Below are 13,525 nucleotides of genomic sequence, written 5' to 3'. Positions count from 1 at the left end.
AAGGCATGGCCCTCGCTGTTGGCAGCGCTTCGCGCGAATCAGCTACGGGCTGTTCTCCGTGGGGGGGCCCAGCCCCCACGACCCCCTGGCAGGGGCGCGCCCCTGCACCCGCGCCGACCTCGCCTCCGGCTCGGGCTGTGCTGATTCAGGGTTTCGCGCCTGCGGCGCGCAAAGGCCCTCGCTGACGCGAGGACAGTGCTTCTTGGGCCCCACCCCGAACCCGTCTGGCCCCCTACCCGCCCGACGCCCACCCCTGAGGCGAGACCGCCCCGCCGGGAGCAAGGATCGAGCCGGGGCCAGGCCCGGCGGACAGGACGCCCCCACCCTCCGAACCCACGTGTCAAGGGAGGGCAGGAGTTCCCAATCCCGCTGCTGAACTGGTGTTGCACGTTGTGGACGGAGGTCTTCGGCATGAGCTGGTGATCATGCCTGCTCGTGGGGGCGAGGCAGGCTGCGGGGACCTGGCCGTCGTGACTTTGCAGGGGACAGCAGCGGATGTTGGTGAGTCTGGGCAGCACGTGGTGATCACTAAGGGCTGAAATGCTGGTGAGAACTGGCAGCGCCCGCGGTGATCGAAAGCCTGCCGATGCCCCGGTAGGGTCATGACCTTCGACGAAGATCGGAGAGCGCATGGGCGGCCAGGAGGGCAAGCACACGATCGAAGTGCGGTCCGATGTGGTGATCAAGCGATACCGATCGTTGACCCATGGGCAGCCTGAACGGGAATGGCGAGCATTGGAGCTGCTCCATGAGCACACGCCCGGGCTTGCGCCCGCGCCGGTGACCGCCGATCTGGACGCTGATCCGCCGACTGTGGTGATGTCCCGACTGGGCGGCGGTGCCGTGCATGGGCCGATCAAGGGACAACTGGCTGATGCCTTGGCCGAGGCCGTCGACAGGGTTCAGCAGGCGATCCCTCGGCATGTCCTGGAACGGGTGCCTGCTCGCGCCGGCCATCCGGTTGAGCTCCTCGAGCAAGTTCGATCGTGGTGCGCGCCGGCGCTGCCTTCCGACGGGGATCCCGAGGTCACCGACGCGCTTCGCGAGGCCGGGAGTTGGGCGGAGCAGCCCTGGTTGGACGAGTTGATGGCGCAACCGGGCACTCCAGTGTTCGGCACCGGTGACGGGAACCTGGCCAACTACCTGTGGGACGGAACCAACATCCGGGTCATCGATTTTGAGTACTCCGGCCGTAGTGACCGCGCATTCGAGCTCGCCGAGGTCATCGAGCACATATCGGTGTGGCGCAACGACACCTCCGGCATGACCGCGGTGCTGGAGAAGCTGGAGCTGACCGCTGACGAAGCCGCCAGGTTCACCGAGTGCCGCCGCCTTCTCGCGCTGTACTGGCTGCTACGGTCCAGCGGAGAGACCAAAGCCGCTCAGACGAGGCGAATGCTGACGCTGCTGTAGACCAGGCCAGCCCGATCTTCGTGTGCGGGCGCACGTAGAGGGAACCGTACAGAGCCTGATGCAGCTCACACCCAGCTCGATATCCCTCCGCCGGACACAGGTCAAGTTCACGGCCGATCTCATGGCGCACGGAATCGTGCTGCGGACTGAGAGCGAACTGCTTGTCACTCCAGCGTTCGCGCGGATACAGCCATACCGGGTGACTGACCAGGTGCGCAGGCTCCCACTCGTAACGCGGCCAGACATGCGCGTGGGGGAAGGCGTCGGTGTTTCCAAGGACCTCAAGGTTCACTCGCCGAAACGCCGGATCTAGTGCTCGACAGGCCCGTTCGATCGCCTCCCCGAGTACTCCAGTGACACTTCGCGATCTTTAGTGCCAGCGCCCGAAGCCGTACGCGCGCCCAGTGAGAGATTGGCGTCACTCGAAATAAACGGCGAGAGAGACGAAGAAGCCACCAAGAGCGAGGAGCACGGCAAATGTTCCGATACCGCCCAGTAGGACGATCGACTTCGCCACACCAGGCCTGATCCGGACGATGAGGGCTCCCGCGGTGAGAGCTACACCGAGAACGTATCCGCCCACCAGACGAGGGTCGACGTTTGTTCCGCGGATGCTGCCATAGCCCCGGCTCACGAAGACTCCCAGCGTCAGTCCAGCCAGCCCGAAGCCGAACAACCCGAGTAACACTGACAGCTTTCGCACCATGGATACACGCCCCCTCCGAACCTGCCCTGCCGAGACGGATCAGGCTACCCCGCCGATCACACCCGCGATCATGGTTGGGATCTGCGCTGGTAGTGGCAGTGTCGGGCTGTTGCCTGATGGCGGCGGCGCCAGTCTGACCACCGCAGGATGCCCGTGATCGTGTGCGTTGTGGCCAGGACGAGGGCGGCCAGCAGCCGGCGGACTTCGGGAAGCGTCAGTGGGATGCGGTCGTCGTGTGCCCTGTCGCAACAAGGGCGGTGGGGCTGTCGGTCATGTGAGGTGTTCTTTCTGGGATGGCGAGCGGGGAGTCCGCGCCGGTCGAGGCGATGTTCTGGCGTCGGATAGGTTGCCCGGATGACTGACATGGATCCGCTGGTGCCGGTGCTTGCCGGGCTTGTCGTCGACATGGCCTGGTTCCTCGACACCTGCGAGGACGACGTGGTGGATCCCGACTCCGCGGTGAAGATGATGGAGAGCGTGAGCTGGGTGCTGCTGCGACTGCCGGCGGACCAGCGCGTCCGGTTCCTGCAGGTGCTCAAAGACCTTGCCGAGGCCGAGCCAGACCGTGGAAGGCGGGAGTACCTGGAGTCGTTTCCCTTCGCCTGCGGCATGGTCGAGGACCCGCAGTCCTGAGTCCCGGACCGGCCCCGACAAGCTCTCTTGGACATGGAGCCGACCCGAACCCGGACCAGGCGGACCTGGCCTCCTGCCAGGCCATCGCCCCGCCGCATCCCGACGTCGGGTGGAGGGCGCCCTCGCCGACGGCACGCCTCACGAGGCCATGGTCGCCGACGTCTGCACCTTCGAGAACTCCCAGGTCACCCACATGCACGGCTACTCCGATCCCGCGGACGCCGTCTAGGCGTCGGTGTCCTTGGGATGCCGAGGCGACGCGTGAACGATCCAGACGGTGCGTCGATGACATACCGGACGCGCCCACCACTGGTGATCTCGAATTCCCACTGCTCGAGATTGCGGCCGTTGTGACGATGCGTCGCCGGCTCTCCTCGCAGGCGGTGCTGTCGTTCGGCCCTGATTCAGAACACATTCTGATGACCGGTGAATGGTGGCCACCCGCCCGCAGGGGGATCGGGCGGGTGGCGGAGGGTAAAGGAGGGCTTACTCTACGTATTGTTAGAGGTGCCCTGTGTGATGCCTGGGTAAACGTCAGTCAAGGGGGAGAGGGCGGCCGACAATGGCGTAGTGCTCGTATCCTCCCGGGAAGATGAACTGCGCCAGCAGGTCCTGGAAGCCCAAGCTGCGGTAGAGGTGGCGAGCCGCGGTGGGCTGGTCGTGGGTGGACAGGACGCCTGAGCGTTCCCTGCGCCCGGCGCACAGGGTCCTGATCATGGCTCGGCCGATGCCCTTGCCCTGGTAGTCCGGGTGGACGTGGATCTCGGCGAGCTCGAAGGCGTCGCCGAGCCAGGCCTCGGCCACGTTCCTGCCGCTCTGCGCGTCCAGGGCGCGGAAGACGACGTCATGCCACCACTGGCCGTGCACGCCGTGGAAACCGTAGGCGAAGCCCACGATGCGGGGCGCCCCGGGCGCATCGTCCAGCGAAACACTCCCAGAAAGCGCCCCAAAAGCCGACATATCTCTTAATTCGGCGAAATAGCATTGGAAATGGGGGTATGTGGCGTGATTGCGCATGATGGCCTTGCGGCCGTTGATCTGGTCCGCGGGCGGGCGCATGGCGGCCGTGTAGATATCCAGGACCGTGTCCAGTTTCTCCACGAACTCGGCCGGTCCCGCCCCGCGAAATTCGATCACGCGTCGCACCTTACTCGACGTCCACCGCCGTGCCATTGGTCATGCGGATGAGTTCGTCGAACGTGGTGGGGAAGACCGTGTGCGGATGACCGCCCGCGGCCCACACCACCTCGTGCTTGCTCAGCCAGTTGTCCACCAGCGTGCGCACCGGGGCCGGATGGCCGACGGGCGCCACGCCGCCGATCGGCTGGCCGGTGGCCTGCCTGACGAACTCGGGGGTGGCCCGCCGTACCTGCTGAACTCCCGCGGTGCGGGCGATCAGTTCGACGTCGACGCGGTGCGCGCCGCTGGTCAGGACCAGCAGCGGTGCGCCGTCGGCGTCGAAGATCAGGCTGTTGGCGATGGCGCCGACCTCGCAACCGAGCTGGGCGGCGGCGGTCGCCGCGGTGGGCGCCTTCTCGGGGAGAACCACGATCTCCCCGGTGGCCCCGAGCTCGCGCAGGGCGGATTCAACAACGATGGCATTGGCGGGCAACTTCTCGGACATGTCGACACTCTAAACAAGTTGACCGCTGGATTACCTGGCCCTGCTGGTGGTGTAGGGTCCTTTGACTCGATTGTTAATCATATGAGGGGTGGTACGGGTGTCGGCACGACGGCTGCTCGGACTGGCTGCACTGGCGACGGCTGGCGTCGTCGCGTTCACGGGTTGTGGCTCCGCTCAGGCTGAGCGACCGCAGGCCGCGACCAAGCCGGTCGCGCTGACGGCGGCCGGCGCGCGTGTGACCCCGAGCCCCGAGGTCCAGGCGCCGACGAGCAGGCTCAAGCTCGGCTCGAAGGGCAAGGCCGTCACGTGGCTGCAGAAGCGGCTCGCACAGCTCGGCTACCGCCCCGGCCGCGCCGACGGCCGCTACGGCGGTTCGACGCTGACCGCCGTCTGGGCCTTCCAGAAGGTCAACGGCATCCACCCGAGCAGCATCGTGGGCAAGCGCACCTGGACCGCCCTGGAGCACCCGAAGGCGCCGAAGGTCCTCATCAAGGACGGCGCCCCCACCCGGGTCGAGGTCAACCTCACCAAGCAGGTGATGGTGTACTACGTCGACGGCCAGGTGAAGCTGATCACCCACATCTCCTCGGGCAGCGGCGTCCCCTACTGCCAGCAGGCCACGTGGCAGGGCAAGAGCCAGCGCTTCTGCGGCTCGGCCCGCACGCCCACCGGCGACTACAAGACCACCTGGCGGGCCACCGGCTGGCACAAGTCCTACCTCGGCCAGCTCTACAACCCGATCTTCTTCAACGGCGGCATCGCGCTGCACGGCGCCCTGTCGGTGCCGCTGTACCCGGCCTCGCACGGCTGTGTCCGCATGCCGATGAACGTCGCCCAGGCCCTGCCCGCCATGCTCGGCAAGGGCGTCCCCGTGCACGTCCGCGGCGCCTATCACAGGATTTAGCGGTACGGCAGGCCGCCCCACCGCCACCCGCCGCACTTCGGCCGGCCCCTGTCCAGGGAGACGCTCCTCAGGTGACACGGGGCCGGCCGCCGTTACGGCGCGCGGAACCCCGTGGTGCGGTAACGGGTCATCGGGCCGAGCTCGCCCTTGACCACCTCGAAAGGCTCCATGCCGAGCCGGGAGACCACGGCGACGGACGCCTTGTTGCCCTCGTCGACCTCGGCCAGGACCTCCGGCAGCCCGAGCACGCCCAGCGCGTGGCCGACCACGGCCCCCGCCGCCTCGGTGGCGTACCCCTTGCCCCAGGCCGGGGGCACCAGGCTGTAGAACACCTCCAGCCCCAGCTCCTCCAGCGGCCGCAGCCCGGCCGTGCCGATCGGGGAGTCGCCGCCGGCCTCGAGGACGAGCCAGAGCCCGTAGCCGTGCGCGGCGAAGTCGGCCGTGCTGTCGGCGACGGCACCGGCGATCTCCGCCTCGGCCAGCACCTCGCCGTCGAACAGGAACCGCCGCACGTCCGGCGCCGTCCAGTGCTCAAGGAGCCAGCCCTGGTCCTCGACGGTCGCCGGACGCAGCACGAGCCGCCCGGTCGTCAGCACATGGTTCACGATCGCCAGCCTACTGACGACAGGCGGCCCGCTAGACCACCGAGATGGCCCCCGACGGGCACAGGGTCACGGCGCGGCGCACGGCCGCCTCCTTGTCCTGCGGCGGGTTGGGCTGCAGGACGAGGACCGTGCCTTCGTCCTCGCTCTGGTCGAACACCTCGGGCACCGTCAGCGCGCACATGCCCGCGCCGATACAAACCGAAGTGTCTGCCTTGATCTCCATCGTGGACCTACCAGGTAACGGGAAGGCGGTGAACGCCGTAGATGGACATGTCAGTGCGCATCGGAACCTCCGCGGGCGGTACCGCCAGCCGGAGGCCGGGGAAGCGCCGCAGCAGAGCCGGGTAGCCGATCCGCATCTCCACCCTAGCGAGCTGCTGCCCCAGGCATTGATGGATGCCGTGCCCGAAGGTCAGGTGCCCGCCGGCCTGCCGGCTCAGGTCGAGCCGTTCGGGATCGGGGAAGCGCGCGGGATCCCTGTTGACCACCGGCAGCGACAGCGCCACGCCCTCGCCCTCCTTGACGATCACGCCGTCCAGCTCGACGTCCTCCAGCGCGGTGCGTACGGGCCCGATGTGGATGATCGTGAGGTAGCGCAGCAGCTCCTCGACGGCGTTGTCCACCGCGGACGGGTCGTCGCGCACCAGGGCCAGCTGGTCAGGGTTGCTCAGCAGCGCATAGGTCCCCAGACCGAGCATGTTGGCGGTCGTCTCGTGCCCCGCGATGAGCAGGATGAACGCGACCCCCGTGAGCTCCTCGTCGTTCAGCTCGCCGGATTCGATGAGCCCGCTGAGCAGGTGCTCGTCGGGCTCGGCACGCTTGCGCTTGATGAGCCCGTGCAGGTAGCCGAACACCCGCCCAAGCGCGGTCATCGCGTCCTCGGCCTTGGTCTCCAGCGCGAGCAGCTTCTTGGAGTCGTACTGGAACTGCTCCCTGTCCTCGTACGGCACGCCGAGCAGCTCGCAGATCACCAGCGACGGGATCGGCAGCGCGAAGGCCTCCACCAGGTCGACCGGGCGCTCACCGGCGGCCATGGCGTCCAGGTGGTCCTCGACGATCTGCGCGATGCGCGGCTCCAGCATCTTCATCCGCCGGACCGTGAACTGGCCGGTCAGCAGCTTGCGGTAGCGCGTGTGCTCGGGCGCGTCCGTACGCAGGAAGATGCCGGGCGGCATCTTGAACTCCTGCTGCCTCAGCTGCGCGCTCAGCTCGGCCCGCGCGGCGATCGGCGGGTGCGCCAGCTCGGGCCTGTTGCTGAATCGCGAGTCGGCGAGTACGGCGCGCGCCAGCGAGTAGCCGGTGATCAGCCAGCCCATGGTGCCGTCGCCGAACCGCATGCGGTGGATGGGCGCCTGTTCTCGAAGCTTCATGAGCTCGTCGGGAGGGTCGAACGGACGTTGCCTCGCGGTGGGAAGAGTGAGTTCGGACATGTCTGCGCTCCTTTTCCGGTCCCTTCATCACCACAAAACAGCATCAGATGCAAAACTTCAACCGATGAAAAACACATACGTGTGTAGTAAAGTTCGCGCATGGTAGGACTGCGGGAGCGCAAGAAGCAGCGCACACGCCGGGCGCTGATCGAAGCCGCGCTCCGGCTGTTCGACGAGAAGGGCTTCGAGGACACCACGCTCGCCGAGATCGCCGCCGAGGCCGAGGTGTCCACGCGCACGTTCTTCAGCTACTTCGCCGGCAAGGAGGACGTGCTCTTCTTCGACGCCCCGGCGCGCCTGGAGCGCACGCTGGACCTGATCGCGAGCCGCGAGCCGGGCGAATCGCTGGCCGACCTGCTGATCCGGCTGATCAGGTCCAGCTTCGAGTGGGCCGCCCACGACGAGGACTTCGACCTGGCGGTGGCGCCGCGGCGGATCCGCCTCGTCATGTCGGAGCCCGCGCTGCAGGCCAGGGCGCTGCACCTGCTGTTCGACAGCCAGGTGAGGCTGGCCGAGGCGCTGCACAAGACCTACCCCGACGAGCTGGACGAGGTGGAGGCCGCGGCCGCCATCGGCGCGCTCGTCGGCGCCACCAAGCTCGCCGCGATGGTCAGCGTCACCAAGGGCGACTCGCTGGAGGAGATGGGCGCCGCGATGGTCCGCGCGGTCGAGATCGCCATCAGGGGAATCGGCTCGCTCGGCTGAGCGGGCGCCCTCAGGCCTCGCGGCGCAGGCGGACCAGGGCGCTGGCGTAGTCGTCCGCGGGCAGGTCGAGCGGGAGCCCGGCGGACATGAGCACCGCGCCGTGGTGGAGCACGCCGCTGTCCTCGTCGGTGTAGCGGCCGAGCGGGTCCAGCCCCTCAAGGCGCAGCCGGGGCTCCGGCGTCCCGTGCCTGACCGGGCCACGCCAGGCCAGGACGACCACGCGGTCCTCGTGCGCGTACTGCATGCCGTACGGCAGTCTGTGCTGGACGCCGAGCTGCACGACAGGGCGGATGTCCTTGTGGACGGCGACCAGCGCGGCGGCCTGGTCGAGCTCCTCGGGGCTCCACCGCAGCAGGTCGCCGCCGATGCCGAGCGCGCCGGCCATCGCGACGTGGAAGCGGAAGGCCAGCGGGGTGCGGCGGCGGGTGAGCGGGTTCGGGCTGTCGGTGACCCAGGCGGCCATCACGCGGGCCGGGTAGAGCTGGCTGAAGCCGTGCTGGATGGCGATCCGGTCGAAGGCGTCGGTGTTGTCGGAGGTCCACACCTGGTCGGTGCGCGCCAGGATGCCCAGGTCGGTGCGGCCGCCACCGCCCGCGCACGCCTCGACGCGCAGGTGCGGGTGGTCGGCGCGAAGCCGGTCGAGGATGGCGTAGACGGCGCGGACGTGGCCGATCCAGGCCCGGTCGTCGGCGACCTCGGTGAAGGCTCGGTTGCAGTCCCACTTGAGGAAGTCGATCTCGTGCTCGCTGACCAGCCGGTTCAGCCACTCCTGCGCCCAGTAGGCCACCTCGGGCCTGGACAGGTCGAGCACGAGCTGGTGACGCAGCTCGGTGCGCGGACGGCCGGGCTGGTGCAGCACCCAGTCGGGGTGGGCGCGGTAGAGGTCGCTGTCGGGGTTGACCATCTCCGGCTCCACCCACAGCCCGAAGCGCATGCCGTGCCGGTGCACCTCGTCGATCAGCGGCGCCAGCCCGCCGGGGAAGCGGTCCGGGTTCGGCCACCAGTCGCCGAGCCCGGCCCTGTCGCTGGTGCGCCCGCCGAACCAGGCGTCGTCCATCACGAACAGCTCGGCCCCCACCTGGGCGGCCAGCGCGGCCAGCTCCTTCTGGTTGGCCTCGCCCACGTCGAACCCGACCGCCTCCCAGGCGTTGTAGACCACCGGCCGCAGCTCGCCGGGCTCGGGCAGGACGTGCCTGCTCACGTAGTCGTGCCAGGTACGGCTGGCGCCGCCGTGCCCGTGAGCCGAGTAGAGCCCGGCGAAAACCGGCGTGACCCACTCCTCGCCCGGCTCGAGCCGCCAGGACAGGCCCTCGTGGCCGAACCCGCCCGTCCAGCCGGCGCGGCCCGCCGCGTCGCGCGTCACCGTGATCCGCCAGCTGCCGCTCCAGGCCAGCGCGCCGCTCCAGACCTCGCCGTGCCGCTCGGTGGCGTCGCCGGCGTCGAGCATGACCCACGGGTTGGCGGCGTGGCTGGTCAGGCCGCGCCTGCTGGTGAGCGTGGTCTCTCCCGCGGCCAGTTCGGTACGGTGCAGCCCGTGCTCGGCGCTCCAGTCGCCGGTCACGTGGCTGAGCCGGTAACCGTCCCGCATCGGCACGCTCCACGCGGCCGAGTCGCAGCGCAGCAGCGTCACCGGCACCCGGCACACCAGCCGCGTCCAGCGCTCGATCACGTCGCTGTCGTCGTGCACGCGGTAGTGCAGCTCGAGCTCCAGCGGCTCGTGCGCGTCGCCGAAGCGCAGCACCAGGTGGCCGCCGTCGCTCTCGTGCGCCTTGAAGCGCCAGTCCACGCCGCGTACGCCGCCGGGGAAGACGATCTGCAGCGACGGCGTGTGGAAGCGGGCGCCCGCCTCGGTGACGAGCTCGTCGAGCGCCCCGGTGCCGTCGAAGCTGCTGCTCTGCCGTGTCCCCGAGGGCAGTGCGGCGGCCTGCTCCAGCGTCAGCACCGGGCCCCAGTGCAGGTGGACGGGCACGTCGCCGGCGTCGAGGCGCAGGACGTAGCTCGTGGCAGGCGTGCGCAGCAGCCACGTACGGCTGGCCGCGTCGAAGGTCACCGGTTGCATGAAAGAGGAGCCTAGGTGCAAGAACGAGCCAATTCAATTCTTGACAAAGTTAATTAATGCTAGGCTCCGGGTCGTGCTGATGACTCCCGCGGCGGCCACGGTGTTCGGCATGGTCCTGAAGCAGGGCCCGGTGTCGAGGGTGGAGATCGCCAAGCGCACCGGGCTGTCCTCGGCCGCCGTGACCAAGGCGGCCAGGCCCTTCCTCGACGCCGGATACCTGGAGGAGCTGGAGGCGACCGAGCGGTCAGGGCCGGGCGCGGGGCGGCCCGCGAGCCCGCTGGCGGTCAAACCGGACCGCGAGTACTTCGCCGGCGTGAAGATCACCGACGACGAGCTCATCGGCGTGGTGACCGACCTGCGCGCCCAGGTCGTGACCTCCGCCCGCCGCCCTCTGGCCACCCGCGAAGCCGACGGCGTCGTGGCCGCGCTGGCCTCGCTGGTGCGCGACCTGCTCGCCGCCGATCCCGCCTACCGTGAGCGCTGCCACTGCCTGGGGCTGGCCGTCTCCGGCGACGTCGACACCTCGGCAGGCCTGGTGCGCTACTCGCCCTTCCTCGGCTGGCGCCAGGTCCTGCTCGGCGAGCTCGCCGCCCGGGCCACCGGCCTGGCCGTGACCGTGGAGAACGACGTCAAGGCGCTGACAGTGGCCGAGCAGTGGTTCGGCGAGGGCGTGGGGGCCTCGTCCTTCGCGCTCGTCACGGTGGGCGTCGGCATCGGCAGCGGGCTCGTCGTGGCCGACCAGGTGGTGGCCGGATCCCGCGGCGTGGCGGGCGAGATCGGCCACATCCCGGTCGGCGGGTCGGAGCCGCCGTGCCACTGCGGCGGGCGCGGCTGCGCAGAGGCCATCGCGGGCACCGCGCCCATCGTGACCGCCGCCCGCGCGGCGACAGGCGACCCCGAGCTCACCATCGACGGCGCTATCGAGGCCGCGCACGCCGGGCATCGCGGTGCCGCCGAGGTCCTGGCGGCGGCGGGCGACGCGATCGGCCTGGCCATGGCCGCCATGGCCAACCTGTTCGGCCCCGAGCGGATCATCGTGACCGGCGACGTGCACGGGCTGACCGCCTACGACCGCTTCGAGGAGCAGCTCAGAAGCTCCTTCTCCGCCCAGGCCTTCGGCGCGGCGGCCGACTGCCGCATCGTCCTGCGACCCCGCCCGTTCGAACAGTGGGCACGCGGCGCCGCCGCCACAGCCATCCAAACCCTGTTCACCCACTAGGAGCACTAGGGAGTGTCCTGTGATCTTTGGCGCCGGTTTGGTGTAGAGCATGAGCGTGGATGAGGAACCTCTGAAACGTCATGCTCTGACCGATGTCGCCTCGATCGTGATACCAGGACACGCTCTATGTCGCCGGGCAGAACACCGATTTGAGGGCGTTGGTGATGCGCGACGGCGTGGTGCTGCGCTCGGCATCGTCCATGGCCAGTGTCAGGGACACGGCGAACTGCAGCCGGCCGTCGGAGGAGGTGTAGGTCGCGGCGGTGAAGCCGGGGGCGCTGCCCCCGCCTCCCGGGGCGAACTCGGGGTTGCCCGCGCACGGGCCGCCCGAGGGCAGCGGCGGCATGCCAGGCGCCGGATCGGTGATCACTTTTCGCAGTGACTCCGGCAGGAGCCTGCCCTGGCGGAAGGCGCGCTGGAAGGCGCTGACGTCGCGCGCGGTGGAGACCACGCCGCCGGCGCCGAGCATGGTGGTGACGTTGAGCCTGTCGACATCGCGCAGTGTGCCCGTCTCGTCCGGGGTGTAGCCGTACCCGTGTGGGCCCTTGATGCCCTCGGGCGCCTTTGCGGGCAGGTAGGTATCGCGCATTCCGAGCGGAGCGAAGAGCCTGCGGTTGAGTTCGGCCGCCAGTGACCTCCCCGCCAGTTTCTCGATGATCATGCCGAGCAGGATGTAGTTGGTGTTGGAGTAGCTGAACGTCCCGATCTCCACGGGCCGAGGCTTCTTGCGCGAGGCCGCCAGCAGGTCAGCCGGGCGGTAGTTACGCGTGGGGTCCAGGGGATCCACGTCCGCGCCGATGTAGTCGGGGATGCCCGAGGTCAGTTGGATCAGGTTGCGTACCGTGATCTCGTCGGCCCGCTCCACCAGATCCTTTTCCGCCACCTTCGGCAGGACCGCGCTGAGCTTGTCGTCCAGGCTCAGCTTGCCCTCCTTGACCAGTTGCAGCACCACGGTGGCGGTCATGCCCTTGGTCTGCGAGCCGATCCGGTAGCGGGCGTTCGATGGGATCGCGCCGCCCTTGCCGTCGAGTAGGCGGGACCCGGCCGATCCCTTCCCGACCCGCTTGCCGTCCACGTATACCTCGCCGATGGCGCCCACTACATGGCCCGTCTTCACCAAGGCTTCCATCGCCTTCTGCACGTCCCCGACCTTGACGGGGTCGGTAGATATCGAGGCGGTGGCGGGCGCGGCCACGCTCAGAGCCAGCGCCGCGCACGCCACCGAGGCGATGCGTGCCACTGCCGCTCGACGCGAAACCATGAAGTCTCCCCCTGTGGAAGTCCGAAAACTCAGATGTCGAGCCACAGTTCTAGGGCGGGACGTGTTTCCTCGGTGTTAGCACGACCCTGCGGCTACGGCTTCGCCCTCGTAATCGCGCAACACGCCGGCACTGGCCGCGGTCCACCTTCCCGGCGCAGTCGGTGACGACCTCCTGCTCACTGTCATCACATGATCACAGGACACGCTCTAGCACCCCCAGAGGTGCGCACCACTCAAACCCGGCCAAGGCATCACTCGCAGTGTCAGAGCCCCACACCCGGGACGGCGTGCCGCCCAGGCGGTCCATATCCCTGCACGGCGACGGCATTCGACAACCGGATCAGCCACCGGCCATCCTGCTCGGATGAGCGTCATCATCGAGTTCTTCACCGCGCCCGACGCCGTGACGGCGGCCGCCGCCCTCCACGGCGGACCCGACGCGATCGGCGAATACGACGCGCTGCGGTACGGAAACTTCGATGTCCTGTCCGCACTCGTCGAATGGGAGAGCATCCTGACCGGCGACAACCATCCCGACTACGCCCGCGCCTTCGACGCCCTCGCCATCGTCGCCCAGGTCGACGACACCCGAAACATGGTCATCGCGATCCCACCGAAACTGCAGGCAGCACTCGCCACCGCAGAACCGGCCGCGCTCCCAGGCGCAGCCCTGCGCTGGGCGCACCACCACGGAGCCGACCACGGGGCATCCAACCCATAGGAGGCGGCAGCTCAGGTAACCGGCATCTTCCACGACCTCGCTGCCATGGCACGAGCCGCCACCATCCAGGGCCAGACGATCCACTGCTGGATGTGCTGACACAACAACCCAGCCCAGCCGAACGCCGCCTCCTACGACCCCAGCACCCCCACAACACCCCCGACCTGCACATGGCCACCGCCGCTGAGAGCCCTCAGAGGCGCCTAACACCCCACCCCCCCCCCACCCCCCCCCCCCCCGCCCCC

Annotated in this window: 14 protein-coding genes and 1 pseudogene; 6 read left to right on the top strand and 9 right to left on the bottom strand. The window is 68.9% G+C overall.

What is annotated here, in order from left to right; genetic code table 11:
* Nucleotides 1-630: 630 nt before the first annotated feature.
* Nucleotides 631-1,413 carry a phosphotransferase family protein gene (locus KIK09_RS49335; RefSeq protein WP_214326525.1) on the top strand — a complete coding sequence of 261 codons (783 nt, stop codon included), beginning with the start codon at nucleotides 631-633 and terminating at the stop codon, nucleotides 1,411-1,413.
* A 418-nt stretch (nucleotides 1,414-1,831) separates the two neighbouring features.
* Here the strand turns inward: KIK09_RS49335 and KIK09_RS49330 are convergent, their stop codons facing one another.
* A complete protein-coding gene (locus KIK09_RS49330) occupies nucleotides 1,832-2,119 on the bottom strand; it encodes a hypothetical protein (protein WP_214326524.1) in 288 nt (95 codons plus the stop codon).
* 68 nt (nucleotides 2,120-2,187) lie between these two features.
* A pseudogene (locus tag KIK09_RS60980) lies at nucleotides 2,188-2,352 on the bottom strand (IS701 family transposase); the annotation flags it as partial.
* 121 nt (nucleotides 2,353-2,473) lie between these two features.
* On the opposite strand from KIK09_RS60980, the gene KIK09_RS49325 reads away from it, so the two are divergent.
* Entirely contained in the window at nucleotides 2,474-2,752 is a 279-nt protein-coding gene (locus KIK09_RS49325; protein ID WP_214326523.1) for a hypothetical protein, read from the top strand.
* A gap of 534 nt (nucleotides 2,753-3,286) precedes the next feature.
* Here the strand turns inward: KIK09_RS49325 and KIK09_RS49320 are convergent.
* Entirely contained in the window at nucleotides 3,287-3,889 is a 603-nt protein-coding gene (locus tag KIK09_RS49320; protein ID WP_308164762.1) for a GNAT family N-acetyltransferase, read from the bottom strand.
* Between the two features lie 10 nt (nucleotides 3,890-3,899).
* A complete protein-coding gene (locus KIK09_RS49315) occupies nucleotides 3,900-4,376 on the bottom strand; it encodes a YbaK/EbsC family protein (RefSeq protein WP_214326521.1) in 477 nt (158 codons plus the stop codon).
* Nucleotides 4,377-4,473: 97 nt separating this feature from the next.
* On the opposite strand from KIK09_RS49315, the gene KIK09_RS49310 reads away from it, so the two are divergent.
* A complete protein-coding gene (locus KIK09_RS49310) occupies nucleotides 4,474-5,280 on the top strand; it encodes a L,D-transpeptidase family protein (RefSeq protein ID WP_308164761.1) in 807 nt (268 codons plus the stop codon).
* 92 nt (nucleotides 5,281-5,372) lie between these two features.
* Here the strand turns inward: KIK09_RS49310 and KIK09_RS49305 are convergent, their stop codons facing one another.
* The 3 genes from KIK09_RS49305 to KIK09_RS49295 are packed head-to-tail and all read right to left on the bottom strand — an operon-like array spanning nucleotide 5,373 to nucleotide 7,315.
* Complete coding sequence (locus KIK09_RS49305) at nucleotides 5,373-5,885, bottom strand: GNAT family N-acetyltransferase (protein ID WP_214326520.1); 513 nt, start codon at nucleotides 5,883-5,885, stop codon at nucleotides 5,373-5,375.
* Between the two features lie 31 nt (nucleotides 5,886-5,916).
* Complete coding sequence (locus KIK09_RS49300) at nucleotides 5,917-6,108, bottom strand: ferredoxin (protein ID WP_214326519.1); 192 nt, start codon at nucleotides 6,106-6,108, stop codon at nucleotides 5,917-5,919.
* A 7-nt stretch (nucleotides 6,109-6,115) separates the two neighbouring features.
* Complete coding sequence (locus tag KIK09_RS49295) at nucleotides 6,116-7,315, bottom strand: cytochrome P450 (RefSeq protein WP_214326518.1); 1,200 nt, start codon at nucleotides 7,313-7,315, stop codon at nucleotides 6,116-6,118.
* Between the two features lie 99 nt (nucleotides 7,316-7,414).
* Here KIK09_RS49295 and KIK09_RS49290 point away from each other — a divergent pair, with 99 nt between their 5' ends.
* The gene (locus KIK09_RS49290; RefSeq protein ID WP_214326517.1) at nucleotides 7,415-8,020 is read left to right on the top strand and encodes a TetR/AcrR family transcriptional regulator; all 606 of its coding nucleotides are present in this window, start codon (nucleotides 7,415-7,417) and stop codon (nucleotides 8,018-8,020) included.
* A 10-nt stretch (nucleotides 8,021-8,030) separates the two neighbouring features.
* Here the strand turns inward: KIK09_RS49290 and KIK09_RS49285 are convergent, their stop codons facing one another.
* Nucleotides 8,031-10,079 carry an alpha-galactosidase gene (locus tag KIK09_RS49285; protein ID WP_214326516.1) on the bottom strand — a complete coding sequence of 683 codons (2,049 nt, stop codon included), beginning with the start codon at nucleotides 10,077-10,079 and terminating at the stop codon, nucleotides 8,031-8,033.
* 79 nt (nucleotides 10,080-10,158) lie between these two features.
* Here KIK09_RS49285 and KIK09_RS49280 point away from each other — a divergent pair, with 79 nt between their 5' ends.
* Complete coding sequence (locus tag KIK09_RS49280; RefSeq protein WP_250575069.1) at nucleotides 10,159-11,298, top strand: ROK family transcriptional regulator; 1,140 nt, start codon at nucleotides 10,159-10,161, stop codon at nucleotides 11,296-11,298.
* A 124-nt stretch (nucleotides 11,299-11,422) separates the two neighbouring features.
* Here the strand turns inward: KIK09_RS49280 and KIK09_RS49275 are convergent, their stop codons facing one another.
* The gene (locus tag KIK09_RS49275; protein WP_214326514.1) at nucleotides 11,423-12,559 is read right to left on the bottom strand and encodes a serine hydrolase domain-containing protein; all 1,137 of its coding nucleotides are present in this window, start codon (nucleotides 12,557-12,559) and stop codon (nucleotides 11,423-11,425) included.
* Nucleotides 12,560-12,923: 364 nt separating this feature from the next.
* Here KIK09_RS49275 and KIK09_RS49270 point away from each other — a divergent pair, with 364 nt between their 5' ends.
* On the top strand, nucleotides 12,924-13,280 hold the full coding sequence (locus tag KIK09_RS49270; RefSeq protein WP_214326513.1) for a hypothetical protein: 357 nt from the start codon (nucleotides 12,924-12,926) through the stop codon (nucleotides 13,278-13,280).
* Nucleotides 13,281-13,525 lie beyond the last annotated feature (245 nt).

This window comes from Nonomuraea sediminis (genome assembly GCF_018531495.1).
GTDB classification, from domain to species: domain Bacteria; phylum Actinomycetota; class Actinomycetes; order Streptosporangiales; family Streptosporangiaceae; genus Nonomuraea; species Nonomuraea sediminis.
The sequence above is the reverse complement of the archived record's forward strand: the minus strand, read 5'-3'. Positions and strand labels throughout refer to the sequence as shown.

Excerpts from the sequence above, each read along its gene's own strand:
- KIK09_RS49290 (WP_214326517.1), top strand. The coding sequence starts at position 7,415 with ATGGTAGGACTGCGGGAGCGCAAGAAGCAGCGCACACGCCGGGCGCTG.
- KIK09_RS49275 (WP_214326514.1), bottom strand. The coding sequence starts at position 12,559 with ATGGTTTCGCGTCGAGCGGCAGTGGCACGCATCGCCTCGGTGGCGTGC.
- KIK09_RS49335 (WP_214326525.1), top strand. The coding sequence starts at position 631 with ATGGGCGGCCAGGAGGGCAAGCACACGATCGAAGTGCGGTCCGATGTG.
- KIK09_RS49325 (WP_214326523.1), top strand. The coding sequence starts at position 2,474 with ATGACTGACATGGATCCGCTGGTGCCGGTGCTTGCCGGGCTTGTCGTC.
- KIK09_RS49280 (WP_250575069.1), top strand. The coding sequence starts at position 10,159 with ATGACTCCCGCGGCGGCCACGGTGTTCGGCATGGTCCTGAAGCAGGGC.
- KIK09_RS49285 (WP_214326516.1), bottom strand. The coding sequence starts at position 10,079 with ATGCAACCGGTGACCTTCGACGCGGCCAGCCGTACGTGGCTGCTGCGC.
- KIK09_RS49295 (WP_214326518.1), bottom strand. The coding sequence starts at position 7,315 with ATGTCCGAACTCACTCTTCCCACCGCGAGGCAACGTCCGTTCGACCCT.
- KIK09_RS49315 (WP_214326521.1), bottom strand. The coding sequence starts at position 4,376 with ATGTCCGAGAAGTTGCCCGCCAATGCCATCGTTGTTGAATCCGCCCTG.
- KIK09_RS49270 (WP_214326513.1), top strand. The coding sequence starts at position 12,924 with ATGAGCGTCATCATCGAGTTCTTCACCGCGCCCGACGCCGTGACGGCG.
- KIK09_RS49300 (WP_214326519.1), bottom strand. The coding sequence starts at position 6,108 with ATGGAGATCAAGGCAGACACTTCGGTTTGTATCGGCGCGGGCATGTGC.
- KIK09_RS49330 (WP_214326524.1), bottom strand. The coding sequence starts at position 2,119 with ATGGTGCGAAAGCTGTCAGTGTTACTCGGGTTGTTCGGCTTCGGGCTG.